General features: G+C 51.8%; 20 protein-coding genes. 11 read left to right on the forward strand and 9 right to left on the reverse strand.

All coding sequences use genetic code 11. The annotated features are described in order from the left end of the window. Both SPM24T3_RS18760 and SPM24T3_RS18765 read left to right on the forward strand, forming a co-directional pair. The coding region (locus tag SPM24T3_RS18760) for a transketolase C-terminal domain-containing protein (RefSeq protein ID WP_009637895.1) at positions 1–557 on the forward strand (557 nt) is incomplete at its 5' end. Positions 558–893: 336 nt separating this feature from the next. Beyond that, positions 894–3329 carry a membrane-bound PQQ-dependent dehydrogenase, glucose/quinate/shikimate family gene (locus tag SPM24T3_RS18765; protein WP_009638382.1) on the forward strand — a complete coding sequence of 812 codons (2436 nt, stop codon included), beginning with the start codon at positions 894–896 and terminating at the stop codon, positions 3327–3329. A 78-nt stretch (positions 3330–3407) separates the two neighbouring features. Here the strand turns inward: SPM24T3_RS18765 and SPM24T3_RS18770 are convergent, their stop codons facing one another. After that, positions 3408–4481, reverse strand: a complete 1074-nt coding sequence (locus SPM24T3_RS18770) for a DUF1176 domain-containing protein (RefSeq protein ID WP_009638383.1) — start codon at positions 4479–4481, stop codon at positions 3408–3410. Positions 4482–4750: 269 nt separating this feature from the next. Here SPM24T3_RS18770 and SPM24T3_RS18775 point away from each other — a divergent pair, with 269 nt between their 5' ends. Continuing rightward, positions 4751–5956 carry a hypothetical protein gene (locus SPM24T3_RS18775; RefSeq protein ID WP_009638384.1) on the forward strand — a complete coding sequence of 402 codons (1206 nt, stop codon included), beginning with the start codon at positions 4751–4753 and terminating at the stop codon, positions 5954–5956. A 42-nt stretch (positions 5957–5998) separates the two neighbouring features. Here the strand turns inward: SPM24T3_RS18775 and nudK are convergent, their stop codons facing one another. Then, complete coding sequence (gene nudK / locus SPM24T3_RS18780) at positions 5999–6574, reverse strand: GDP-mannose pyrophosphatase NudK (protein WP_009638385.1); 576 nt, start codon at positions 6572–6574, stop codon at positions 5999–6001. A gap of 322 nt (positions 6575–6896) precedes the next feature. Here nudK and SPM24T3_RS18785 point away from each other — a divergent pair, with 322 nt between their 5' ends. Beyond that, entirely contained in the window at positions 6897–7502 is a 606-nt protein-coding gene (locus SPM24T3_RS18785; RefSeq protein WP_037379156.1) for a response regulator, read from the forward strand. 15 nt (positions 7503–7517) lie between these two features. On the opposite strand, the gene SPM24T3_RS18790 is transcribed toward SPM24T3_RS18785, so the two are convergent. Next, positions 7518–7802, reverse strand: a complete 285-nt coding sequence (locus SPM24T3_RS18790; protein ID WP_009638387.1) for a helix-turn-helix domain-containing protein — start codon at positions 7800–7802, stop codon at positions 7518–7520. Between the two features lie 406 nt (positions 7803–8208). On the opposite strand from SPM24T3_RS18790, the gene acrD reads away from it, so the two are divergent. Next, positions 8209–11367 (forward strand): multidrug efflux RND transporter permease AcrD, encoded by a 3159-nt coding sequence (acrD, locus tag SPM24T3_RS18795; protein ID WP_009638388.1) that lies wholly within the window; start codon positions 8209–8211, stop codon positions 11365–11367. 358 nt (positions 11368–11725) lie between these two features. On the opposite strand, the gene ypfM is transcribed toward acrD, so the two are convergent. Further along, positions 11726–11785, reverse strand: a complete 60-nt coding sequence (gene ypfM / locus SPM24T3_RS25570; protein WP_139804174.1) for a protein YpfM — start codon at positions 11783–11785, stop codon at positions 11726–11728. A 245-nt stretch (positions 11786–12030) separates the two neighbouring features. On the opposite strand from ypfM, the gene SPM24T3_RS18800 reads away from it, so the two are divergent. Further along, positions 12031–12477, forward strand: coding sequence for a GNAT family N-acetyltransferase (locus SPM24T3_RS18800; RefSeq protein ID WP_009638389.1), 447 nt, complete (start codon positions 12031–12033; stop codon positions 12475–12477). Positions 12478–12522: 45 nt separating this feature from the next. On the opposite strand, the gene SPM24T3_RS18805 is transcribed toward SPM24T3_RS18800, so the two are convergent. Together SPM24T3_RS18805 and SPM24T3_RS18810 are read right to left on the reverse strand one after the other, a co-directional pair. Next, positions 12523–13821, reverse strand: coding sequence for an MFS transporter (locus SPM24T3_RS18805; RefSeq protein ID WP_009638390.1), 1299 nt, complete (start codon positions 13819–13821; stop codon positions 12523–12525). A 121-nt stretch (positions 13822–13942) separates the two neighbouring features. Beyond that, the gene (locus tag SPM24T3_RS18810; RefSeq protein WP_009638391.1) at positions 13943–14833 is read right to left on the reverse strand and encodes a polysaccharide deacetylase; all 891 of its coding nucleotides are present in this window, start codon (positions 14831–14833) and stop codon (positions 13943–13945) included. A 192-nt stretch (positions 14834–15025) separates the two neighbouring features. On the opposite strand from SPM24T3_RS18810, the gene SPM24T3_RS18815 reads away from it, so the two are divergent. Continuing rightward, positions 15026–15730 carry a GntR family transcriptional regulator gene (locus SPM24T3_RS18815; RefSeq protein WP_009638392.1) on the forward strand — a complete coding sequence of 235 codons (705 nt, stop codon included), beginning with the start codon at positions 15026–15028 and terminating at the stop codon, positions 15728–15730. A 34-nt stretch (positions 15731–15764) separates the two neighbouring features. Here SPM24T3_RS18815 and SPM24T3_RS25575 read toward each other — a convergent pair whose 3' ends face one another. Continuing rightward, positions 15765–15902: a hypothetical protein gene (locus SPM24T3_RS25575; RefSeq protein WP_157135335.1), complete on the reverse strand. Its 138-nt coding sequence runs from the start codon at positions 15900–15902 to the stop codon at positions 15765–15767. Here SPM24T3_RS25575 and SPM24T3_RS18820 point away from each other — a divergent pair. From SPM24T3_RS18820 to SPM24T3_RS18835, 4 genes are read left to right on the forward strand one after another with little or no spacing between them, the layout of a single operon-like run. Next, entirely contained in the window at positions 15901–16275 is a 375-nt protein-coding gene (locus tag SPM24T3_RS18820; RefSeq protein WP_009638393.1) for an ArsC family reductase, read from the forward strand. The two genes, SPM24T3_RS25575 and SPM24T3_RS18820, sit on opposite strands and share 2 nt — an antisense overlap. After that, positions 16276–17403 carry a succinyl-diaminopimelate desuccinylase gene (gene dapE, locus SPM24T3_RS18825; protein ID WP_009638394.1) on the forward strand — a complete coding sequence of 376 codons (1128 nt, stop codon included), beginning with the start codon at positions 16276–16278 and terminating at the stop codon, positions 17401–17403. After that, positions 17400–18080 (forward strand): M15 family metallopeptidase, encoded by a 681-nt coding sequence (locus tag SPM24T3_RS18830; protein ID WP_009638395.1) that lies wholly within the window; start codon positions 17400–17402, stop codon positions 18078–18080. Before dapE ends, SPM24T3_RS18830 begins: the two co-directional genes overlap by 4 nt. Positions 18081–18120: 40 nt before the next feature. Further along, positions 18121–18312 (forward strand): YpfN family protein, encoded by a 192-nt coding sequence (locus SPM24T3_RS18835; protein ID WP_009638396.1) that lies wholly within the window; start codon positions 18121–18123, stop codon positions 18310–18312. A 72-nt stretch (positions 18313–18384) separates the two neighbouring features. Here the strand turns inward: SPM24T3_RS18835 and ypfH are convergent, their stop codons facing one another. After that, entirely contained in the window at positions 18385–19011 is a 627-nt protein-coding gene (ypfH, locus tag SPM24T3_RS18840) for an esterase (protein WP_009638397.1), read from the reverse strand. A gap of 183 nt (positions 19012–19194) precedes the next feature. Beyond that, entirely contained in the window at positions 19195–21417 is a 2223-nt protein-coding gene (locus SPM24T3_RS25795; RefSeq protein WP_009638399.1) for a tRNA(Met) cytidine acetyltransferase TmcA, read from the reverse strand. Between the last annotated feature and the right edge of the window lie 4 nt (positions 21418–21421).

A 21421-nucleotide genomic window follows, 5' to 3' on the forward strand; every position in this document is an offset into this window, starting at 1 on the left:
CAAGCCTGCGCGTGACCCCGAACATGAGCCTGTGGCGTCCGGCTGACCAGGTTGAGTCTGCGGTGGCGTGGAAATACGCTATCGAGCGCAACGACGGCCCGACCACGCTGATTTTCTCCCGTCAGAATCTGACCCAGCAACCGCGTACCGCCGAGCAGTTGGCCAACGTGGCGCGCGGCGGTTACATTCTTAAAGACTGTGAAGGCACGCCAGACGTCATTCTGATCGCCACCGGTTCAGAAGTCGGCATCACCGTAGAAGCCGCCGACAAGCTGGCCGCAGCGGGCACCAAGGTGCGGGTGGTTTCACTGCCATCGACCGACGCCTTCGACAAGCAGGATGCGGCCTACCGCGAATCCGTGCTGCCGAAAGCGGTTTCCGCACGCGTTGCCGTGGAAGCCGGCATTGCAGACTACTGGTACAAATACGTTGGTCTGAACGGCGCTATCGTCGGCATGACCACCTTCGGCGAGTCTGCTCCGGCAGAGCTGCTGTTCAAAGAGTTCGGCTTCACCGTGGATAACGTCGTTGCCAAAGCACAGTCACTGTTGAAGTAAATTCAACTCTCGCCACAGCGCTTTGAACGTGCCGTGGTGATCAAAAGCCTCGATGAAAATCGGGGCTTTTTTTTATCTAAAATTTGGACGCCAAGATAACTTTGTTAATAACCACACTAAAACTAATTGCATTTATATATATAAATTAAACAAATAAGCAGTTTTTGTAACAAATGGATTACAACAAACCGTCAAGATATGTAAAGAAGGGTTGCCTCTAGAAATAAACCCTTTTCGTCTATTGGCAGGACACTCCCGTTTAATTCCTGCTTATCATCCCGACCAAAGTGGCGATGAATTTTGCCTGGTGGGATTATTTTTCAACTAAGGATTGATATGACTAGTTCAGAGTGCGCCTTTGCGAAAGGGGGCCGATGGTTGCTCGCAATCGTCTTAGGCCTGTTTGGCGTTGCCATTGCTGGCGGAGGCGTGTGGCTTATCGCGCTCGGCGGTAACTGGTATTACACCATTGCCGGTATTCTCAGCATTATCAGTGCAATTTATCTTGCTCGCGGTTCATCGAAAGCCACCTGGTGGTTTAGTGTGCTTTTCGTCTTCACCCTTGTCTGGACTATCGTCGAGTCGGGGCTGGATTACTGGGGCTGGGTACCGCGTTTCGCGCTGATGCTGATTTTCGCCATCGCCTTCTCATTTTTACTTCCTACCTTGCACCGTGGCGTTTCGCGTGGCGTAACACGTGCCGTATCCGGCATTCTGGTACTGGCTTTTGTGGTTGCTGGCGGGCTGGCTTTTGTGCCCTACCATGTCACCGAAGCCAAGGACGTGCCTGCGGGCGCAGATAATCCTTTTGAAGCCGACACCGGAACGGGCGTGAATCACGCTATCCCGTCGACTGACTGGACCTCTTATGGTGGCAATCAGGCCACTGATCGTTACTCGTCAGCCACGCAGATAACCCCTGATAACGTGAAAAATCTGCAGGTTGCCTGGCAGGCCGAGGCCGGCGACGTACCTAAAGACACGCGCTGGGGCGTACAAAACACACCATTGAAGATAGGCAACACGCTGTATGTCTGCGGATATCTTAATAAAGTAGTGGCGCTGGATGCCTCAACAGGCAAAAAGCAGTGGGAATTTGACCCGGGCATCACGCCGGAATCCGTGCCTTATACCCCGTCATGCCGCTCTATGGCTTACTATCAAGACCCCGCTGCACCAGCAGTTTCTGACGCTAGTGCTCCGGCAGCTGCGACCTGTGAACGCCGAGTGATTGTCGGGACTCTGGATGCCCGCGTGATTGAACTTGACGCGCAGACTGGCAAACGCTGTGAAGACTTTGGTAAAAACGGCGAAATCAGCATTACCGAAGATATGGGCAAGGTCTACCACGGCTATGTTTCTATCACCTCTCCTCCTGCGGTTATCCGCGATACGCTGGTGGTAGGCCACACCACGGTCGATGGGCAACGAGCATTCGGTCCATCGGGTGTGACGAAAGCCTATGACGTCAAAACCGGCAGGCTGAAATGGGCATGGGACGCCGCCGACCCGGAAAATACCGCTCCGCGTACTGGCGATGATCAATACAAGCGCGGCTCGCCAGACGTGTGGACTTCATTCACGGGTGACGACAAGCTTGGTCTGGTTTATCTGCCGGTTGCCAACGCCTCCGGTGACTATTATTCCAGCACCCGTACGCCAAACGAGAACAAATACTCCCCTTCTCTGACCGCGCTGGATATTGAAACCGGCAAACCGCGCTGGTCGTTCCAGAATACGCACGATGACGTTTGGGATTACGATCCTGGTTCTTCACCGACTCTGGTTGATTATCCGCAGGCAGATGGGACTAAAATTCCGGCGATCATCTTCCCGACTAAAAATGGTGAAACCTACGTGCTCAACCGCGCGACCGGTAAATCACTGTTCGGCGTTGAAGAGCGCCCGGTACCACAAGGTGGCCTTGAGCCTCAGGCGCGCAGCAAAACTCAGCCGTTCTCGCTGTTTAACTCGCTGGCCAAGCCTGATCTCAAACCCGAAAACATGTGGGGCCTGACGCCAATTGACCAGCTGGTTTGTCGTATTCAGTTCGCTCAGGCGGATTATCGCGGCAAGTTCACCCCTCCAGGTCTGGACAAACCGATCATCGACTATCCGGGTTACAACGGCGGAGTCGACTGGGGCGGTGTGGCGTTCGACCCTGCGCGTGGCCTGATCATTGCCAACTACAATGACATGCCTAACTATACCAAACTGGTTTCTCGCAAGCAGGCCGATGCGATGGGCTGGAAAGCGCGTGATATTCTCAACGATCCGGTTGCCGAGGCACACGCCGAAGGTGCTGGCGATCCGCAGGAAGGCGTTCCTGTTGCGGTGAACGTCAATGCGGGATGGCAGCTGCCGTTTACTGGCATGCTGTGTAAAGAACCGCCTTACGGTGGCATTCGCGCTATCGATATTCGTGATGGCCGCACCGTATGGGATCGCCCGCTGGGTACCGCGCGTGAGAATGGTCCGTTTGGCTTGCCGACAGGCCTGCCAATCAACATTGGTACGCCGAACAACGGTGGCTCGGTAGTCACAAAATCAGGGCTGATTTTCATTGCCGCCGCGACAGATAACCTGCTCCGCGCCATCGACATCACTACCGGCAAAACTGTCTGGTCAGTGGCGTTACCGGCTGGTGCGCAGGCTACGCCAATGGTTTATGAGCAGGATGGTCGCGAATTTGTAGCGATTACTGCCACCGGACACCATTTCATGCATACGCCACGCGGCAACTTCGTCATCGCTTACGCCTTGCCGAAGTAATCCACAGCGTTAGTTAGCAATAAGCACCCCGTAAACTGGATTTTGGTCCAGCTTGCGGGGTGTTTTTTTCAGCGTTTGCTACGAACTTTTGGTGGTCCAAAGAATGGGCCATTGACCGCTTTTACTGTAACCATCACAGCTAGGTTCCGACGCATAAGACGTCAAACGAAACACCTTGCCATCAAATATCCAGCGAGTGGAAACGCCGCAATCACCCAATCCCCGCCCCTTGTCGAAAGTCGACAATATACCGGTTTTCTGATCAAAATCGGCGTTAATCAACTCAGGTGGCTGATCGTCGTCTGCGGACTTGAACGGCATGTTCAACACCAGGTTATCTGCTTTGTACGGTGCCTCGCGTGACACTATATAGCCGAGCACGTAGAGATTATAAGCACCCATATCACAGTTAACCGTCATCAACGCCTTGTCATTGGACAGCGCAAAGAGATGCACCTCACGCTCGGCCGAGTCAAGACTGCAATCGTTGTTTTCGACATTGGTGGCGTTATTTTGCGTGATAGCGGAAATCTCGGTTTCAGTCAGCGGATGCGGCTCGTTAAAACGCGGCATGATTGGCTTGGCAGGTGCCGCTGGAACGCTGGAAACGGCTTTATTACCACGACTGGCCCAGGCAGTTTTAGTGCCTTCGCGAGACTGCTGCTGATCGATAGCCAGCAGGGCCGCTTTTAAGCCGTTCAAAGAAATCGCCGGGTGCGTGCTTTGCTGAGCATCGAGTTTGCCACCCAGTAGAATGCTTTTGCCGTCGCGGATAGAATTCACAAAATCATCAACCACCAGGCGATTGGTGGTAGTTACATGCTTCTTGCTGACATCCCATTCACGGCGGTTAAAGGTCAAAGCCTTGCCATTGAGTATCAAACGATTGGCAATCCCGGGATCGGTGCTTTGCTCGTCACTGTTACGCTGATAGTCGATACTGACGCTGGCCTTGCCCTCGGGACCGGCATCACGGGTTAATTGCAGCACTAAGCCTTGGCTGTCTTGCGAACTTCTCGCCGAACAGCGGTTTATGTTGTCGCAACTGACCTGCCAATCGTTGTAGATTCGTTGCAGCGGATCAGCATGCGCGTAGCCGGTTAACAAAGTTGCCAGCAACAGCAGCGGTGTGGCCATCCAATTGGGTGTCATTACATTTCAGCTCTTTTACGAAGTAAACCTTTAGATATTAACCTAAGCTGTGCAAAGACTCTGCTTGAAAAGCATCATTTTTTTACCTGTAAACCGCAATGGATAGCTTGAATGAAAAACAAACTGGCTGCGATACTGACGCAGAACAATGAAATAGTTACAGGTGTCGTGTCATAAACACGTTTTGTTGCGCTGTTATACGCTTAAGCACAATCGAAGCTGATATTCTACTGTGAGCAGCAGTCATATATTTAAAAGGTGCATTAGGGATGGCGAAAGGTAACGACTTTGGTTTACTAAAAATTAAAACAAAAATAATCCTGTTGATGCTTTCACTGCTCTCTGCCTCCGCGATGGCGGAAGAGCCTCCTGTGGTCCTGACCGGAACTATCGGCACCTCTGCAGTGGTCATGGAGCTGGACTTAAATAAGCCAGAAGCGATCACCGGCCGGTACTTTTATCAAAAATACCATCTCGACCTGCCACTTAATGGCAGTCTGGAGGACGGCGATTTAAGTTTGCAGGAGGGAATGGATGACTTCAACGACACCCCTCGCCCTATTCTCAGACTTCAATCCGATGGCAAATCAGGCTGGCAGGGAACCTGGTCAAATCCTCAGGGAAAAATCATGCCGATTGAATTGACTCCGGCAAAGCTTCCGGAAACCAATCCCGATGCCTTTCTGACTCGACTGATCCATGACTCACCTTATGAGTACCTACGCCTCAGCGAGCTGTCGCTGAAGAAAGGCAAACAGCAGAGTTTTATGGGGCACCAGCTGCAATGGTGGCACGAACCGCAGTCCAATATTTCGTTGTTTACTCTGGCAGACGGTTATCCTGAGGCTCAACTCAGCGCCATCAATCAGCATTTGACCGCCCGACTGTGGCAAGAGGTGATCGATTACCACAGCTGCATGCTGGGTGCCAGCCAGTTTGGCTCTGGTGAATTCGAACAAACCGTCACGCCGGAGCTGTTATCCAGCACGGCGGTCAGCGTTAAAATTTCCACCAGCTACAGCTGTGGCGGTGCGCATCCAGACTTTGGCGACTCGCCGCTAAATCTTAATGCCAAAACCGGTAACCCGCTGTCGTTGGAGGATATTTTGTGGATTGGTAAAGATAAGCCGTTCCATTATATGTACGCTGACGATCATGCCGATCAAAACAGCAACAGCGTGGGATTCGACGATTATTCAAACTATCGCGAAAAGAATTTTGCCCCCTGGCTAATTACGCAGTTTAAACAGCTTTATCCTCATGAGATGCAAAAGCCCAAAGGTGACGATGACTGTGACTATAGCGATGCCGAGATTTGGTACTTCCCGTCGTGGTATCTCACCGCCAAAGGTATCCATTTCGGCCCTTCTTTTGCGCGGGCAATGCGCGACTGTGAGGGAACCAGCTGGTCAGTTTTACCCTGGGCCACTCGCAGTCAACATCAGGGTGGCGTGCCGCTGGCACTACCGCAATAAATGGAACTTACTGTGACCGAACCTTGAATTCGGTCACGCAGTTTAGTCCAGCAGACCGTTTATTTGCGCATACTGCAACAAAATCACCGCTTTACCGTCCTTGATTTCTCCATTTTTAATCATCTCCAGCGCCTGGCTGAATGGCACTTCCAGCACCTCGATATCTTCATCTTCAACCCCGCCGCCATCATTTTCGCGCCTGCTATCGTCATATTCCGCGGCAAAGAAATGAATAATCTCGGTAACACCGCCGGGTGACATATAAAGCTCAAACAGTTTGGCGACCGCACCTACCTGATAGCCCGTCTCTTCAATCGCCTCTTTGCGGATGCAGTCTTCCGGCGAATCGTCATCAAGCAGGCCGGCACAGGTTTCAATCAACATGCCGTTAGTGTTGCCGTTAAGATAAATAGGCATCCGGAACTGGCGAACCAGCAGCACTGTTTGTTTATTGCGGTTATACAGCAAAATTGTCGCGCCATTGCCACGGTCATAGACCTCGCGTTTATGCTCAATCTTACTGCCGTCTTTTTTTTCCAGCACGTAGCTGTAATTACGCAGCGTGAACCAGTTATCGGACAGCAATTTATCTTTGATAATTTCGATTTTGACAGTCATAGCGCCTCTACGTGAATAACAGGAGTCTTAATACTAAATGCACTGCAAAGATTACGTAAGGAACATTAACTACGAATGAACCTAATATTGATAAATATTATATAGCCAGTATGCTCTTGATAATGGATGAAGGCAGTAGCTAAAAGGGAGCAATAGCATGGCAGATCAATATCCTGCGTTTTTTACTAAATCCGCGGAGACTTGCAGTACAACAAATAAGCAATCCTCAGATAATCATTCGGCGGCTTATCTCTCATCGACCCATCACTCGCTAGCGAGTAACTCATTATTTAACAACTCTTTAGATAGACATTATAAAGTCATGATTGTCGATGATCATCCACTGATGATCCGTGCCGTAGAGCAGATGCTGGGGCTTTCGCCGAATCTGCATGTAGTGGCGACGGCCAATGGGGGTATTGAAGCCCTTGCGACAGCAAGAATGACCGACCTCGATCTGATTATTCTCGATCTTAATATGCCGGATATGTCCGGGCTTGAGACGCTAAACGCCCTACGCGCCGAAGGTTGTGCCGCAAAAATCATTATTCTGACCTTCTCGGACTCTCCTTGTGATATCGCCAACCTGATCAACGCCGGTGCCGACGCCTATCTGCTTAAAGACAGTAAGCCCGAGTATTTACTTGAGCAAATTCAGCTGACAGCTCAGGGTAATAACTATCTGAGCGAGGAAATGCAAAATTCAGTGGTGGCCGAAAATAATAAGGTAAACCCCCTGGAGAAGCTAACTGACCGGGAAACCTGCGTACTGAATGAGGTGGCTAAAGGACAGTCGAATAAAGAAGTCGCTCGCGAGCTGTCTATTTCAGAAGAAACCGTCAAGGTGCATATTCGCAACGTGCTACGCAAGCTTGATGTCCGCTCTCGCGTAGCCGCAACGGTAATATTTCTCGAGTCCAGGGCCTAAACGCGATTCTCAGGCTTACCCCTGGGAATCGATAGCCGCGAGGATCTGCTCGCGATGACTGGCTATCCACTGCGGGTTCAACGGACCCCAGTGGGCAATCTGGTAATAACCATCGTTGTTTCGCACGCCCTGCTGAATAAAATTAAGCTCTACCCCCATTCCCGGCAACGCCTTTAATACGTCCTGCAGTGTCCGTCGCGGCCAACCGCTTAGCGCCATTAAATTTGGGACATTAGGGCGCTCATTATTTTCAATCAACCAACATAAATACAGCCGACGGGCAAAAACGGAATTCAGCATAGTTCTACTCTCTGCTTATTTTTATGAGTAAATAGTTTTTATGAATACATTGTTACTTTCTTAAATAACTGAGTCATTTGAGTCTGTCAAAGAAGTAAACACCTTCGTAGCAAGCTTTTTTACAACATCTCCTTTTTTTCTCCACGTTTTTACCGGTGATTAAAGGTAAAGTGCTCAGGCGTACAGGCCTCTTTTTTAGCCTGATCGTGACACTAATCCGCAAGCAAGTGTTGCAAAAAATTGCGCAACCACCAGGATGTGGTGACATAAAAGTAGGCTAATTTATTAGAAAAGATCTTTTATTATTTCCTGATGTTAATCATCGCTTATAACTTCTGGGTTTCACGTTGCGGCACATCGAAGCTGAAAGACAGAGGTTAGAGCATGATTACGAGGTTTGTGAGACATGGCTAACTTCTTTATCGATCGCCCAATTTTTGCCTGGGTATTGGCGATCATCATTTCTCTGGCAGGGGCTTTGGCCATTTATGACCTGCCGGTTGAGCAATATCCTGCTCTTGCGCCGCCTAACGTCCGTATTACCGCCCAATATCCGGGGGCGTCGGCCACGATTGTAGAAAATACCGTGACGCAGATAATCGAGCAGAACATGACCGGCCTCGATAACCTGATGTATATGTCGTCGCAGAGCAGTAATGACGGCAAGGCTCAGATTACCCTGAGTTTTGTGGCGGGCACTGACCCGAACGAGGCCTTGCAACAGGTGCAAAACCAGCTGCAACAGGCGCTGAAACGCCTGCCGCAAACGGTGCAAAGTCAGGGGGTAACCGTATCAAAAACCGGTGATACCAACCTGATGATGGTTGCTTTTGTGTCGACCGACGGCAGTATGAGCAAGCAGGATATCTCCGACTATGTCGCCTCGAATCTTCAAGACCCGATCAGCCGCGTTGACGGCGTCGGCACCATCAACGCCTATGGCACGCAGTACGCAATGCGTATCTGGCTGGACCCCAACAAGCTCAACAACTACAGCCTGACCACTTCTGACGTCGTTACCGCGATTGAAAACCAGAACAGTCAGGTCGCCGTGGGCCAGCTGGGCGGTACGCCAGCGGTGGACCAGCAGGCGCTGAACGCCACGGTCAACGCCCAGTCACAGCTGCAAACGCCGCAGCAGTTTCGCGATATTACGCTGCGGGTAAACGCCGACGGTTCGGACGTGACTCTGGGTCAGGTTGCCACCGTCGGACTCGGTGCCGAAAACTATAACTTCGACAGCCGCTATAACGGCCAACCGGCTTCCGGGATGGGGGTGCAGCTGGCTTCTGGCGCCAATGAACTGCAAACCGATACCGCCGTGCGAGCCAAGATTAAAGAACTTTCGCAGTATTTCCCGCACGGGCTAAAAACCGAAATTGCCTATGAAACTACCCCGTTTGTCAAAGCGGCAATCACCGACGTAGTGAAAACGCTGTTTGAAGCTATCGTGCTGGTATTTTTAGTGATGTATCTGTTTCTGCAAAATTTTCGCGCCACGCTTATCCCGACCATTGCCGTACCGGTGGTTTTGCTGGGGACTTTCGTGGTGCTGCATCAGCTTGGTTACAGTATCAATACCTTGACGATGTTCGCGATGGTGCTGGCAATCGGGTTGCTGGTCGATGACGCCATCGTAGTGGTTGAAAACGTTGAAAGGGTCATGAGTGAGGAAGGACTCAGCCCGCGCGACGCGACCCGCAAATCGATGGGGCAAATTCAGAGCGCGCTGGTGGGGATCACCATGGTGCTGTCGGCGGTATTCGTGCCAATGGCGTTTTTTGGCGGCACAACCGGGGCGATTTACCGTCAGTTCTCGGTGACCATTGTTGCCGCGATGGTGCTGTCCGTGTTTGTCGCACTGACCCTGACCCCGGCACTGTGTTCCACGATTTTAAAACCGATCGCCAAGGGTCATCATCACGGAAAACGCGGATTTTTCGGCTGGTTTAACCGCATGTTTGATAAAAACGCCCGTCGCTATGAGCACGGCGTTGGCCGCATCTTGCATCACGGCTTCCGCTACATGTTGGTATATCTGCTGCTGGTCGTGGCCCTGGGTTTTATGTTCGTTAAACTGCCAACCTCTTTCCTGCCACAGGAAGACCGTGGCGTTTTCACCGTACAAATCCAGCTACCGCCTGGTTCGACCATGGCGCAAACCACCAATGTGGTGTCTCGGGTTGAACAATATTTCCTGACCCACGAGAAAAAAGACGTGCTGTCGGTGTTCTCAACCATCGGCTCAGGGCCGGGTGGTAACGGGCAAAACGTCGCACGTATGTTTGTGCGCCTGGCTGACTGGGACGATCGCACCTCTGGAGCAAATACTTCGTTTGATATCATTGACCGCGCCACCAAAGAGTTCAGCAAGAGCAAATATAACGACGCGAGGATTATTGCCAGCAGCCCTCCGGCAATTAATGGACTGGGCAACTCCTCTGGTTTTGATATGGAGCTGGAAGATCACGCAGGTTTAGGCCACGCCAAACTGATGGCCGCACGAGACTCCCTGCTGGATATGGCAGGCAAAAGTCCGCTGCTGTCTCGCGTGCGCCACAACGGCCTGGATGACAGCCCACAGTTGCAGATTGATATCGACCAGCACAAGGCGCAGGCGTTAGGTCTGAGTATTTCCGGAATTAACAGCACTCTGAGTACAGCGTGGGGTTCAACCTATGTGAATGACTTTGTCGATCGCGGGCGCGTGAAGAAAGTTTATGTACAGGCTGATGCCCCCTTCCGCATGTTGCCCGACGACGTTAATCGCTGGTACGTGCGCAATACCACGGGCACGATGGTACCGTTTTCGGCCTTTACCAGCTCGCATTGGCAAACTGGCTCGCCCCGTCTTGAACGTTATAACGGCGCTTCGTCGCTGGAAATCGTCGGTGAGGCGGCTAAAGGCGTCAGCAGCGGGGCTTCGATGGACGAAATGGAAAAACTGGTGGCAAAATTACCTACCGGAATTGGACTCGAATGGACCGGTATGTCGTATCAGGAAAGGCTGTCCGGTTCGCAGGCCCCTGCTTTGTATGCTATTTCTCTGCTCGTGGTTTTCCTGTGTCTGGCTGCGCTGTATGAAAGCTGGTCGATTCCGTTCTCAGTGATGCTGGTGGTGCCGCTGGGGGTAATCGGCGCGGTTATCGCGACCTACCTGCGCGGTCTTGAAAACGACGTCTATTTCCAGGTTGGGATGCTGACTATTATCGGGCTGTCGGCGAAGAACGCCATCCTGATTGTTGAATTCGCCAACGACCTCAACGTGCGGGGCAAAGCGCTGCTTGAGGCCACGCTTGAAGCCTCGCGCATGCGACTGCGACCAATCCTGATGACTTCGCTGGCGTTTATTTTTGGCGTACTGCCGATGGCCACCAGCCAGGGTGCGGGTTCGGGAAGTCAACATGCGGTCGGCACTGGGGTTATTGGCGGGATGATTTCGGCCACGGTGCTGGCGATATTCTTTGTTCCGCTATTCTTCGTGCTGGTGCGCCGTCGTTTTCCGGGCAAGCATGAAAACCCAACGCTGATTAACGAGATCATAGAAACCACACCGGATCCGTGAAGGCGATAGGAATTTTGTCAGGGCAATGTACCAATGAGCTGATTCATAAGGTTATGAGAATAAGTTTATGAATTAAGGCCCGACCGTTGTTTTAAGGAAGTCGTTTTCTGGATATAAAAAAGGCGCTAATTTAATTAGCGCCTTTTGTTAATAAAAAGTTATTTATTAGTTATCTGGTGTTTTGAAGCAATTGAAAATAAAGCGTTTCAAATACCATTTTTCATCACCTGCCTGTTGTTTATATCAACATTTTTGGCAAGGCTCACAAGATGATGATGGCTATATCGGTTTTTCACGGATGAAATCTGATGTAACTACAGGATCTTGTTATTAACTTTATCTTGGCAAACTGCGGTTATTAACCACGCAGCATAGCTTCGATAAAGTCTTTCCAATTACCTAACTCTTGCTCGACCATAATACTCCCCTTGATTAACGCAGGGGATTATACGAGCAATATTTAATCAGACAAACAGTTTATTCCGATAATGACACGTCGATCACGCTTATACATCCGGTAACGTTGTGCTGCCGTTGAAGTAAAAGTATGCAGGATCCCTATTGCCTGAGGCAGATATTACGGCTAATGTTTGAACAATAAACAGTTTATTAGCCACCCGAGGGTTCAAAAAACCCTACACGACTTGCAGAGAGATCGCCGCAATGACTTTTGAGATAATCAGTAACGAGAATATTGGATCAGTAGACTGGCAGCGTCTGGCCGATATTCTTGAGCTTAGCGGCCTCAACAAACGCGATTTAGCCAAGCTGGAGCGCGGATTTTCCCACAGCCAGTTCCGCTATCTGGGTTATCTCGATGGCGAGCTCATCGCCTGTGCTCGCGCCATCAGTGACTTCACTTCGGTTTCTTATCTGAGCGACGTAGCTATCCATCCTGATTATCAGGGGCGAGGTTTTGGTGGCGCATTAATGCGCAGGGTAATGCAGGATTTAACGCCGTTTGGCAAAGTGATTATTTACGCCGTGCCGGATAAAATTGAATTCTATAAACGCTTTAGCTTTCACCCGCTGCTTACCGCAATGACCTATGCCGAAGGAGAAGCCCTGACTTTTCTGAGTCAAAAAGGCTATATTCCCTCTCCGGCATAGGTTTTTTATTACCCGTAACCGAAATACCGCTACGGGAGCCAGACTTTATTCAAAATCAGCGTTGTTGGTTTCCGGCATACACATATATACGATCAGCGATATCAATGCGGCTACTGCCACATAGAGCCAGATATAATTGATAAAACCGTTAAAGTGCATCCAGGTAGTTATATAAGGTGCGGTGCCGCCAAATATTGCCACCGCCAGTGCGTAAGGCAGCGCAATTCCTGTCGCCCTGACTTCCGGAGGAAACTGTTCAGCCATAATCGCCGCGCAATTACACGAATAACCTAGCAAGAAGATAATTCCGACCAGCTGAACAAACAGCAGGCTCCAGAAATTATTATTCAGCATCGCCAGCAGTGGATAAGAGAATAAAATGAAGCCGATAGCAAAGGCACTCAGCGTTTTCTTGCGGCCTATCTTGTCGGAAAGCATTCCGGCAAAAGGCAACAGCACCATGAATACCGCGATACTGATAGTTTGCGACAAAAAGGCGTCTTTCAACGGAATACCGGTGGTGATATTGGCGTAAGTTGGCAGATAATTCAGCCAGATATAATAGGTCAGCGTTCCGGCAATAGTAATTCCCGCAACCCGCAGAGCGGCTTTAGGATGATGAACCAGCATCGCTTTTAATGGATGAACCTGTGATGTTACCGCGGGTTTATGTTTGATAAACGCCTCGGTTTCGTTCACCGTTACGCGCAGCCAGATACCGATTAACCCCAGCGCAGCGCCGACGATAAACGCCAGCCGCCAACCCCAGTCCAGCAATGATTCTGGTGATAAAAACCAGGTAAAAGTGGTACCCATAAATGAGGCAATCAGCGTGCCGCCTGCTACTGAAACCTGTTGCCATGAACCGGCAAATGCGCGACGCCCCTTGCCTGCTGACTCCACCAGCAGCGCCGAAGAAGAACCAAATTCGCCACCGGCAGAGAAGCCTTGAACCAAACGACAAAGCAGCAAAATTGCCGTCGCCCACACGCCGATCACTGCATAGCTTGGTGTCAACGCCATCACCAGCGCGGAACCAGACATCATGCTGATACTCAGAATCAGCCCTTTCTTGCGGCCAAACTTGTCAGCGTAAGCGCCAAGAATCGCCGCGCCGACCGGACGCATGATAAAACCAATCGCAAAGAAACCCAACGTGGTCAGCAGACTGGCGACACTATCGCCCGCAGGGAAAAACTCTTGTGAAATAAGCTTGACGAAAACCGCGTACAGACCCCAGTCAACCCATTCCACGACATTACCAATCGCTGCGGCAAAAACGACTTTCTTCTGGTGTGCGGTAAATTTATGAGGCGAATCAATTGAAGCTTCGGTTGCTACCATCCTAAAACCCTCTCTGAATTAAAGTGTTTCCCGCTGTTGACACCTAAATGTAACCATTTGTTTTTATTATGATAATTCGCCGCTCTTTTATTGAATAATTATCCGCTCGGCGTTATTGAAACTATTTGCTGTTTTTTAACTGCTTGCCGACATGATTGGCCAACCCGGCGTGAGTGGTAAACCACACCCCTGCGTGCGAGGTAATGTGCTGCATCAGCTCGTCGAGGATCACCATTCTGGAACGATGCCCAATGACGTGTGGATGCATGGTCAGCTGGAATACGCCGCCCTCTTTATAAGCCTGGTTAAATTCGTCAGTCCAGATTTCCAGCACGTCGCGTGGCTTGGTATGCGGACGAATCGAGTTAAAGCGGTCCATGGTGAAATACGGGGCATCATCGCGGATCCATTCGACCGGAATTTCAACCACGCCGGTCGCCACGCCCTCTTCTATCAGCTCGTAAGGCTCGTCGTCGGCCATTAGGGAGGAGTCATAAATCAGCCCCATTTCACGAATAATTTGCAACGTGTAAGGCGAATAATCCCAGGATGGCGTCCGAATACCGACCGGGCGAACGCCTGAGGTTTTTTCCAGCACGTCGGCGGCACGCAGCATCAAATCGCGTTCGGTGGCGTAATCGAGCAGCGAGTTACGCTCGTGGATCCAGCCGTGAATGCCCACCTCATGTCCCGCCGCAACGTAAGTCTTGCTCTCGTCTGGCCGCAGCAGCGCGCAAACCGCAGGAAGATAAAACGAGGCCGGAGCGCCGTATTTCTCCAGCAGGTTAAGAATACGACCAATACCTACCCGCGCGCCGTACTCGCCCGCCGCCAGGCGTCCGGGAGAGGTTTCGCCATCGCGCAGAGGAATAGTTTCATGATCGCTGTCGAAGGAGAGCGCGACGGCAATTTTGTTATTGTCCGGCCATGCAGCCTTTAGTGGTTGCCCGGCGCGCACTTTGTTGACATATCCACGCCATTCGCTTTCCGGCCAAGTCCAGGGTTGTGACATTTTGCGGTTCCTCTTAGGTATGCGTTTCAGATAGCAAAAACATTTCGTGCGGAATTTCTGCTACCGCCATCTCGAAGCGTCTATGCATCTGTTGTAAGCTTTTTCAAATAGCGGTAAAAATCATCAGACAATTCTGTTTTAAATTGTCTGACGAAAAAACGCAAATTGTATTGCAGTGGAGATTTTCTGAGCATGTCAGAACAAAAAATAACCCAAAGTGCCAGGGAACTGGTTGAAGACAGCATTCGCTTAGGGATCGCCGTGGGGGATTTTTTGCCCGGTGAGCCTTTGCGCGAGCGTGAAATTTGCGAACTGACTGGCGTGAGCCGCAGCGCGGTGCGGGAAGCTTTTCGCAGTCTGGAGGCTGAGGGCCTAATCACCACCGTGCGCTATCGCGGGCCAATGGTGTCGCAGCTTTCCATCGAGGAAGTGCGATCAATCTATGAACTCAGGGGGATTCTGGAGAGCCAGGCAGCGCGGTTGTTTACCCTGCGAGCCAGCGACGAACAGTGTGCCAGACTGCGCCAAACCGTTGAAGATATTGGCCGGGGCCACGACACGCAGGACATGGTGCTGGTAATTAGCTCTTCAGCAGATTTCTATCACGTACTGGCAGAAGGCACCGGCAATGTTGCCATCGGGCAGACGCTGTTTTCGCTGCTCAATCGACTGGCTTTGTTTCGCTTCTCCTCAACCCGCTGGCCAGGACGCGCCGAAAAAAGCATGGCCGAGCTGCGAGCCATTATTTGCGCCGTTGAACAGCGCAACGCTGAGGCTGCGGCACAAAGAGCGAGAGAACATACGGAAGCCTCGGGAGAGATAGCCCTATTGGTTATTGAAGAGCGCAACCGAGGTGCATTGGCCAGCGGCCGCACCCGGCGCAGGAAAACCGCCTGACCGGCGGGCCGCAAGGGTAGATTCAGCCAGCGTTTTACAGCATTATGTAAAGCATCATTTTTGCGGGAGGCAAACGCCGACAGACAGCGGCTTGCAGCCCGTCATTGGCTATTCCTTCGCCCAATCCTTTGCCGGTATTGGGCGAGTTAACACTTAGGGGTTGTTTAGGCATGGCAGAGAATTCCTCATTCATTATTTATGGCATCAAAAATTGCGACACCGTTAAAAAAGCCCGCCGCTGGCTGGAAGATAACGACGTTGAGGCGCGTTTTCATGATTATCGCGTTGATGGCCTCGACGAGACGCTGATTCAGACGCTTATCGATAAACAGGGCTGGGAAGCGCTGCTCAACACTCGTGGCACCACTTGGCGCAAGCTCGACGAGTCAGTGCGCGCCGCCTGTGATAATGCCGAATCTGCCAAGGCATTGATGCTCGATCATCCTGCGGTCATTAAACGCCCCTTCCTGCTCGCCGCCAGCGGACAATCGCTGCTCGGCTTTAAACCTGAAAGCTATGCGCAATTTGTTGCAGAGGTGAAGTAAATGATTTGTCCGGTTTTAGATCTTGCGCAACAGTTGATCCGTCGCCCTTCCCTAAGTCCTGATGATGCAGGCTGTCAGGAAATCCTGATTGCCCGCTTGCAGGCTATTGGCTTTCACATTGAAACCATGAACATCGGCGATACGCTGAATTTCTGGGCAACCCGCGGTGAGGGCAAAACGTTAGCCTTTGCGGGTCATACCGACGTGGTTCCAACCGGCGATCCGGCGCTGTGGATCACCCCACCTTTTGAACCAGCTCTGCGCGATGGCATGCTGTATGGTCGCGGCGCTGCTGACATGAAAGGCTCGCTGGCCTCGATGGTGGTTGCGGCGGAACGTTTTGTTGCAGCAAACCCAAATCATCAGGGCCGTCTGGCGTTTTTGATCACTTCCGACGAAGAGGCCAGCGCGGTTAATGGCACGGTGAAGGTGGTTGAAGCCCTGATGGCGCGCAACGAGCGCATGGATTATTGCCTGGTAGGCGAGCCTTCGAGCACCACTCGCGTGGGTGATATCGTCAAGAATGGCCGCCGTGGCTCAATGACCGCCAATCTGCAAATTCACGGCGTGCAAGGTCACGTGGCCTATCCGCACCTGGCCGATAACCCGGTGCATCGGGCCATGCCTGCACTTAACGAGTTGGTCGCTACCGAATGGGATCGCGGCAACGAGTTCTTCCCGCCGACCAGCATGCAGATTGCCAACATTAATGCCGGCACTGGCAGCAATAACGTGATCCCCGGCGAACTTTACGTGCAGTTCAATTTCCGCTTTAGCACTGAGTTAACCGATGCGCTGATCAAGCAACGTGTTGCAGAGCTGCTGGACAAACATCAGCTAAATTATACTCTTAATTGGGTCGTTTCCGGTCAGCCGTTCCTGACACCTCGCGGTGCGCTGGTCGATGCGGTGATTAACGCCGTGCAGCATTACAGCGAGATTACCCCGGACCTGCAAACTACCGGCGGCACTTCAGACGGCCGCTTTATCGCCTTGATGGGCGCGCAAGTCGTCGAGTTGGGGCCAGTTAATGCCTCAATCCATAAAATTAATGAATGCGTTCAGGCAGCCGATTTGCAGCTGCTTAGCCGCATGTATCAGCGCATTATGGAACAGTTGGTCGGATGATCAGCCACGCCATGCTGACCGGGCGCTCCACCGAGCACCTGGTTGAACTCACCGCTCATCACCGCCTGCAACCCGAGGCGGTGCAAGCCTTTCTGGCGTTGCAGGCCGCAGCGGCCAAGGCCGGATTTAACCTGCAACCGGCCAGCACTTTCCGTGATTTCGAGCGGCAACTGGCTATCTGGAACGGCAAGTTCCACGGCGAGCGGCCAGTGTTAGACAGCCACAGTCATCCGGTAGATATCACTGAACTTGATGATTCCCAACGAGGCGAGCTGATCCTGCGCTGGTCAGCCCTGCCTGGTGCCAGCCGCCATCACTGGGGCAGCGATCTCGACATTTACGATCCCACACTGTTGCCCGCAGACGGCAAACTCCAGCTTGAACCTTGGGAGTATGATCACGGCGGATATTTTTATCCTTTGACCCAATGGCTGGATGAAAATATGGCATCGTTCGGCTTTTATCGGCCATTTAGCCACGACAGCGGCGGCGTGGCGGTTGAGCCGTGGCACTTGAGCTATCGTCCGCTGGCCGAGCAGTGCGAAAAGTTACTCACTCCAAAAGTGCTTGAACAGGCGTGGCAAGGTGTGGATCTCGCTGGACACGCCTGGATTAGCAGCCAACTGCAGAGGATTTTCCAGCAATACGTTATAATTACACCTGTAACAGGCGAATAGTTTTACGCAAACGCAGGATAACCAGTAAGGGAGTGAAATTATGGAATGGATTAAAGATTACTGGTGGATAGTGCTGATCATTTTGGCTGGCATACTCATCAGCGGCATTAAAGAACTGCTTCGGGTCGATGTGAAAGCTTACCTGAAAGATAAGCCTGAGATCCCACCGCACCGTGATAACAACGCCGAATGGGATGCAGACGACGACAGGCCAAAGGACAAGAAAAAGTAAAAGCCGGTACGTTTTTTAAACCTTTAAAACCTCTGGCGGCAGGCGAGAACAATCCTGCCGCATATTTCACTCTCAGGCCTGTAATCTCTCAATTGCCGCGCTAATCATCTGCGGGCTGATACCGTGAGCCACCTTCGGTGCCAGATCCAGCGTGCAGGCACAACCCAACTCTTTCAGGCGCTCCGCCGCAATCACCGCGTTATTGGCAGCAATTACCGGGTCACTTTGTCCGTGGATAAAATGGACGGTGGTCTCTGACGCGATTGCTGTTTCCGGCAGACTGGCAAATCGACCGCTAAAGGAAACAATACGCCCGGCCAGATTGTGCTCGACCTTGGTGGATTCCAGCGACATGATCGATCCCTGCGAGAAGCCAATCAGAATAGTATTTGCAGCACTTATGCCACTTTTATGTTGCCAGTCGCGCACGGTCTTGATAAATAACGGCATTGACTCGGCAATACGCTGATGACGATTCTGCTCAGTCACGCCCTGCACTGAGAACCATTGACGCCCCTGCCCTAAATCACAGGCAAATGGACTACCGATTGAGACAATCAGCGACGCGGGGAAGCTCTGGGTAAAATAGCGCCCTATCTCACCCATTGAAACCGGATTATCGCCCACGCCATGAAACAATAAAATCAGCTGCTCGGCCTGACCCTGCGGTTGTTGAACGATAACGTGATCCGGGCTCATAACTGGACTCCTGTGACTGGCTAAAAGAGGTGTCGCCGTTTCATTACGGCAACGAATATCCTCACTATACGCGGCTGAAAATTGAGGAAAATAGGGTTTTATTGAATAACTCATACTGATTTTTTCAATGTCCAGAATGCCGGTACTCTTCATCAACACTCGTTTCTTGTTGCGAACCAATTTTTATTCAGAAAAATCACGCCACCTGCTGCATTGCCTGACATCCAATTGCTCTAAAGCCTGACGGGTTTCTGCACGCCAGCGCTCAAGCAACGCTTTTTTGCCAATCAACCCAAGCAAAGAAATGACTTCAGGCATCGTCATTTGAGACTGCAAACTGGCACGCAGTGCAGGCAAAGAAAGCGATGACTGGTCCAGCAATCTCAGCAACGAAGCGCGACTGCTCTCAACGGACCGACTTGCAAACGCGAAACCGGACAACTCGCGCCAGTCGGCATCGTTAAGACTCGAGTCATCTTGAGAGTGAATATGTTGATTAAGCGCAACGGACACCTCTGTGGGAACCTGTTGGCTATTTCTTAAAAATTGTTGCACTGCCTGTTGGCAAAACGTTTGCCCTGATGCGCTCAGCGGCAAAATCGCCATCGCGGCAAAACATCCGCTGCTTGCCTCCCGCTGATTGCCAACGCGCACCAGCTTGAAACCGCAACGTTGCCAAAATCGCCACAAATCGTCGGTAAAACCAAAGCTGACCGAGAGGAAATCCAGCCCTTGAGCACGGGCTATTTTGCGCTGCTGCTCAACCAATGCACGTCCCACGCCCTGTTTTCGGTGCTCTGGGGCAACAGCAATGCGGGTAATTCGTCGGGAATGCAGCACGGCGGCTTCAGGAAATCCGCCGTGTGCCGCCATTGATTGGGCAACCAGATTACCGCGCGGCCGCCGCCTGCCCGCCCAGACCTCATGTGCCAGCGCCGGACAGAGTCCGCCCTCTTCCACCCACCACAGCGCGGCGGCCAAATGCTCGCCTCGTTTAGCCACAGAGAACGACATACCCGGCGCGTCCAGCATGCGGCGCAGATCTATCGGTGAGGTGCGGTAATGGGCGCTGGTTAACAGATGATAAAAATCAGCAAGCAGCTTGGGATCATTTTCCCATGCCGCTGCATCGAACCAGGTAAAACTCATAAGCGATGGGTTATCGGCAGTATTAGCGATGATTTTATCGCCTGGCTGTTTCTCCCCGTTGGCAGCAAGGCCGCTGCCCATGTTTAATGGAGTAATTTGAGCATTTAAGCAGCTTTCAGGCTCTGGAGATGCACCCGCGTTTACGGTCGAAGCATTCCCTGCTGCGGCATTTTTTATTGCTGTAAAATCCGGCTCGTTAAATAGCAGAATTTTATTGATCAATGTTTCCAGCGGATCGTGCTGCGCCCAGCGGATCGGATCCACCAGCCTTAAATCATGCCACTCTGCTAGCGAGGCACAAAATTTCAGCAAAAAACCTCGACCAGTACCTTCATAGCCCTGCACGGTGGTGGTCAGCAATACGCGAGGAAAAAAGGCAATCAGACGAGTAAGCAATGGCGCAGGAATGGCCGCCGCCTCATCAATCAGCAGCCAATCAGCGTCGAGGGGCGCACCACTTTCACAGTGCGCCAGCAGCGCATCGGGTGCAAAAAACCGCGCGCCCTGCTGGCTTTGTTCAGCAATACGCCGTGCCGAGGCTTTGCCCGGTGCCGTGAGCCAACAAAGTCCTTTCCACTGCTGCACCAACATTCCGGCCAACGTTGACTTTCCCCGACCGCGTGCGGCAGTGAGTACAAAAATTCCCTCGGTAGCCTGTAGCAGCAGGTTAAGAATACTTTGCTGCTGCTCGGTCGGGGCACCCTTGGGAGCAAACCAATCGCCGGTATCTTTCAGCAGTTGCGGCTGGCACGCCTCGCCCTGTCGCCAGATAATAGTTTGTTTATCCTGCTGTAAATAATCACAAAAACGGCTGACAAATCGTGGCGTAGCTATTGCCTCGGGCTGTTCACTCCAACGGCGACTGTCGTTATCCGGCATTAATGGCCAGGTTGACCAGGCAGGAGCGAGCAAGATAAGCCAGCTTCCCGCCTGCAAAACACCGCTGAATGCCGCCAGTGCCTCGGCGTTCAGCCCTTCTCGCGCATCAAACACACCGTGCAAAAACTCTTGCCCAAGCAGCTGATTCACCTTTTCAGGCTCCAGCGTGCGGAAATCCGGCTGCGGCAGCGAGCTAACCCACAGCCAGTCGCCGCTAAAATGTCCAGTCAACTTTACTACCAGCCCAGCGGCCCAGTCTGATTCGCCGCTGAGTACCAGCAGCCTGCGCACGCCCTGCTTCAACATTTGCTGCTGGCAATCAATTAACTGAAAAAACAGCAGTTTTGCAGTCGGCGATTCAGGCTCGATGGGGTTCATCCAG

Source organism: Serratia sp. M24T3, from assembly GCF_000257645.1.
Classification (GTDB): Bacteria; Pseudomonadota; Gammaproteobacteria; order Enterobacterales; family Enterobacteriaceae; genus Rouxiella.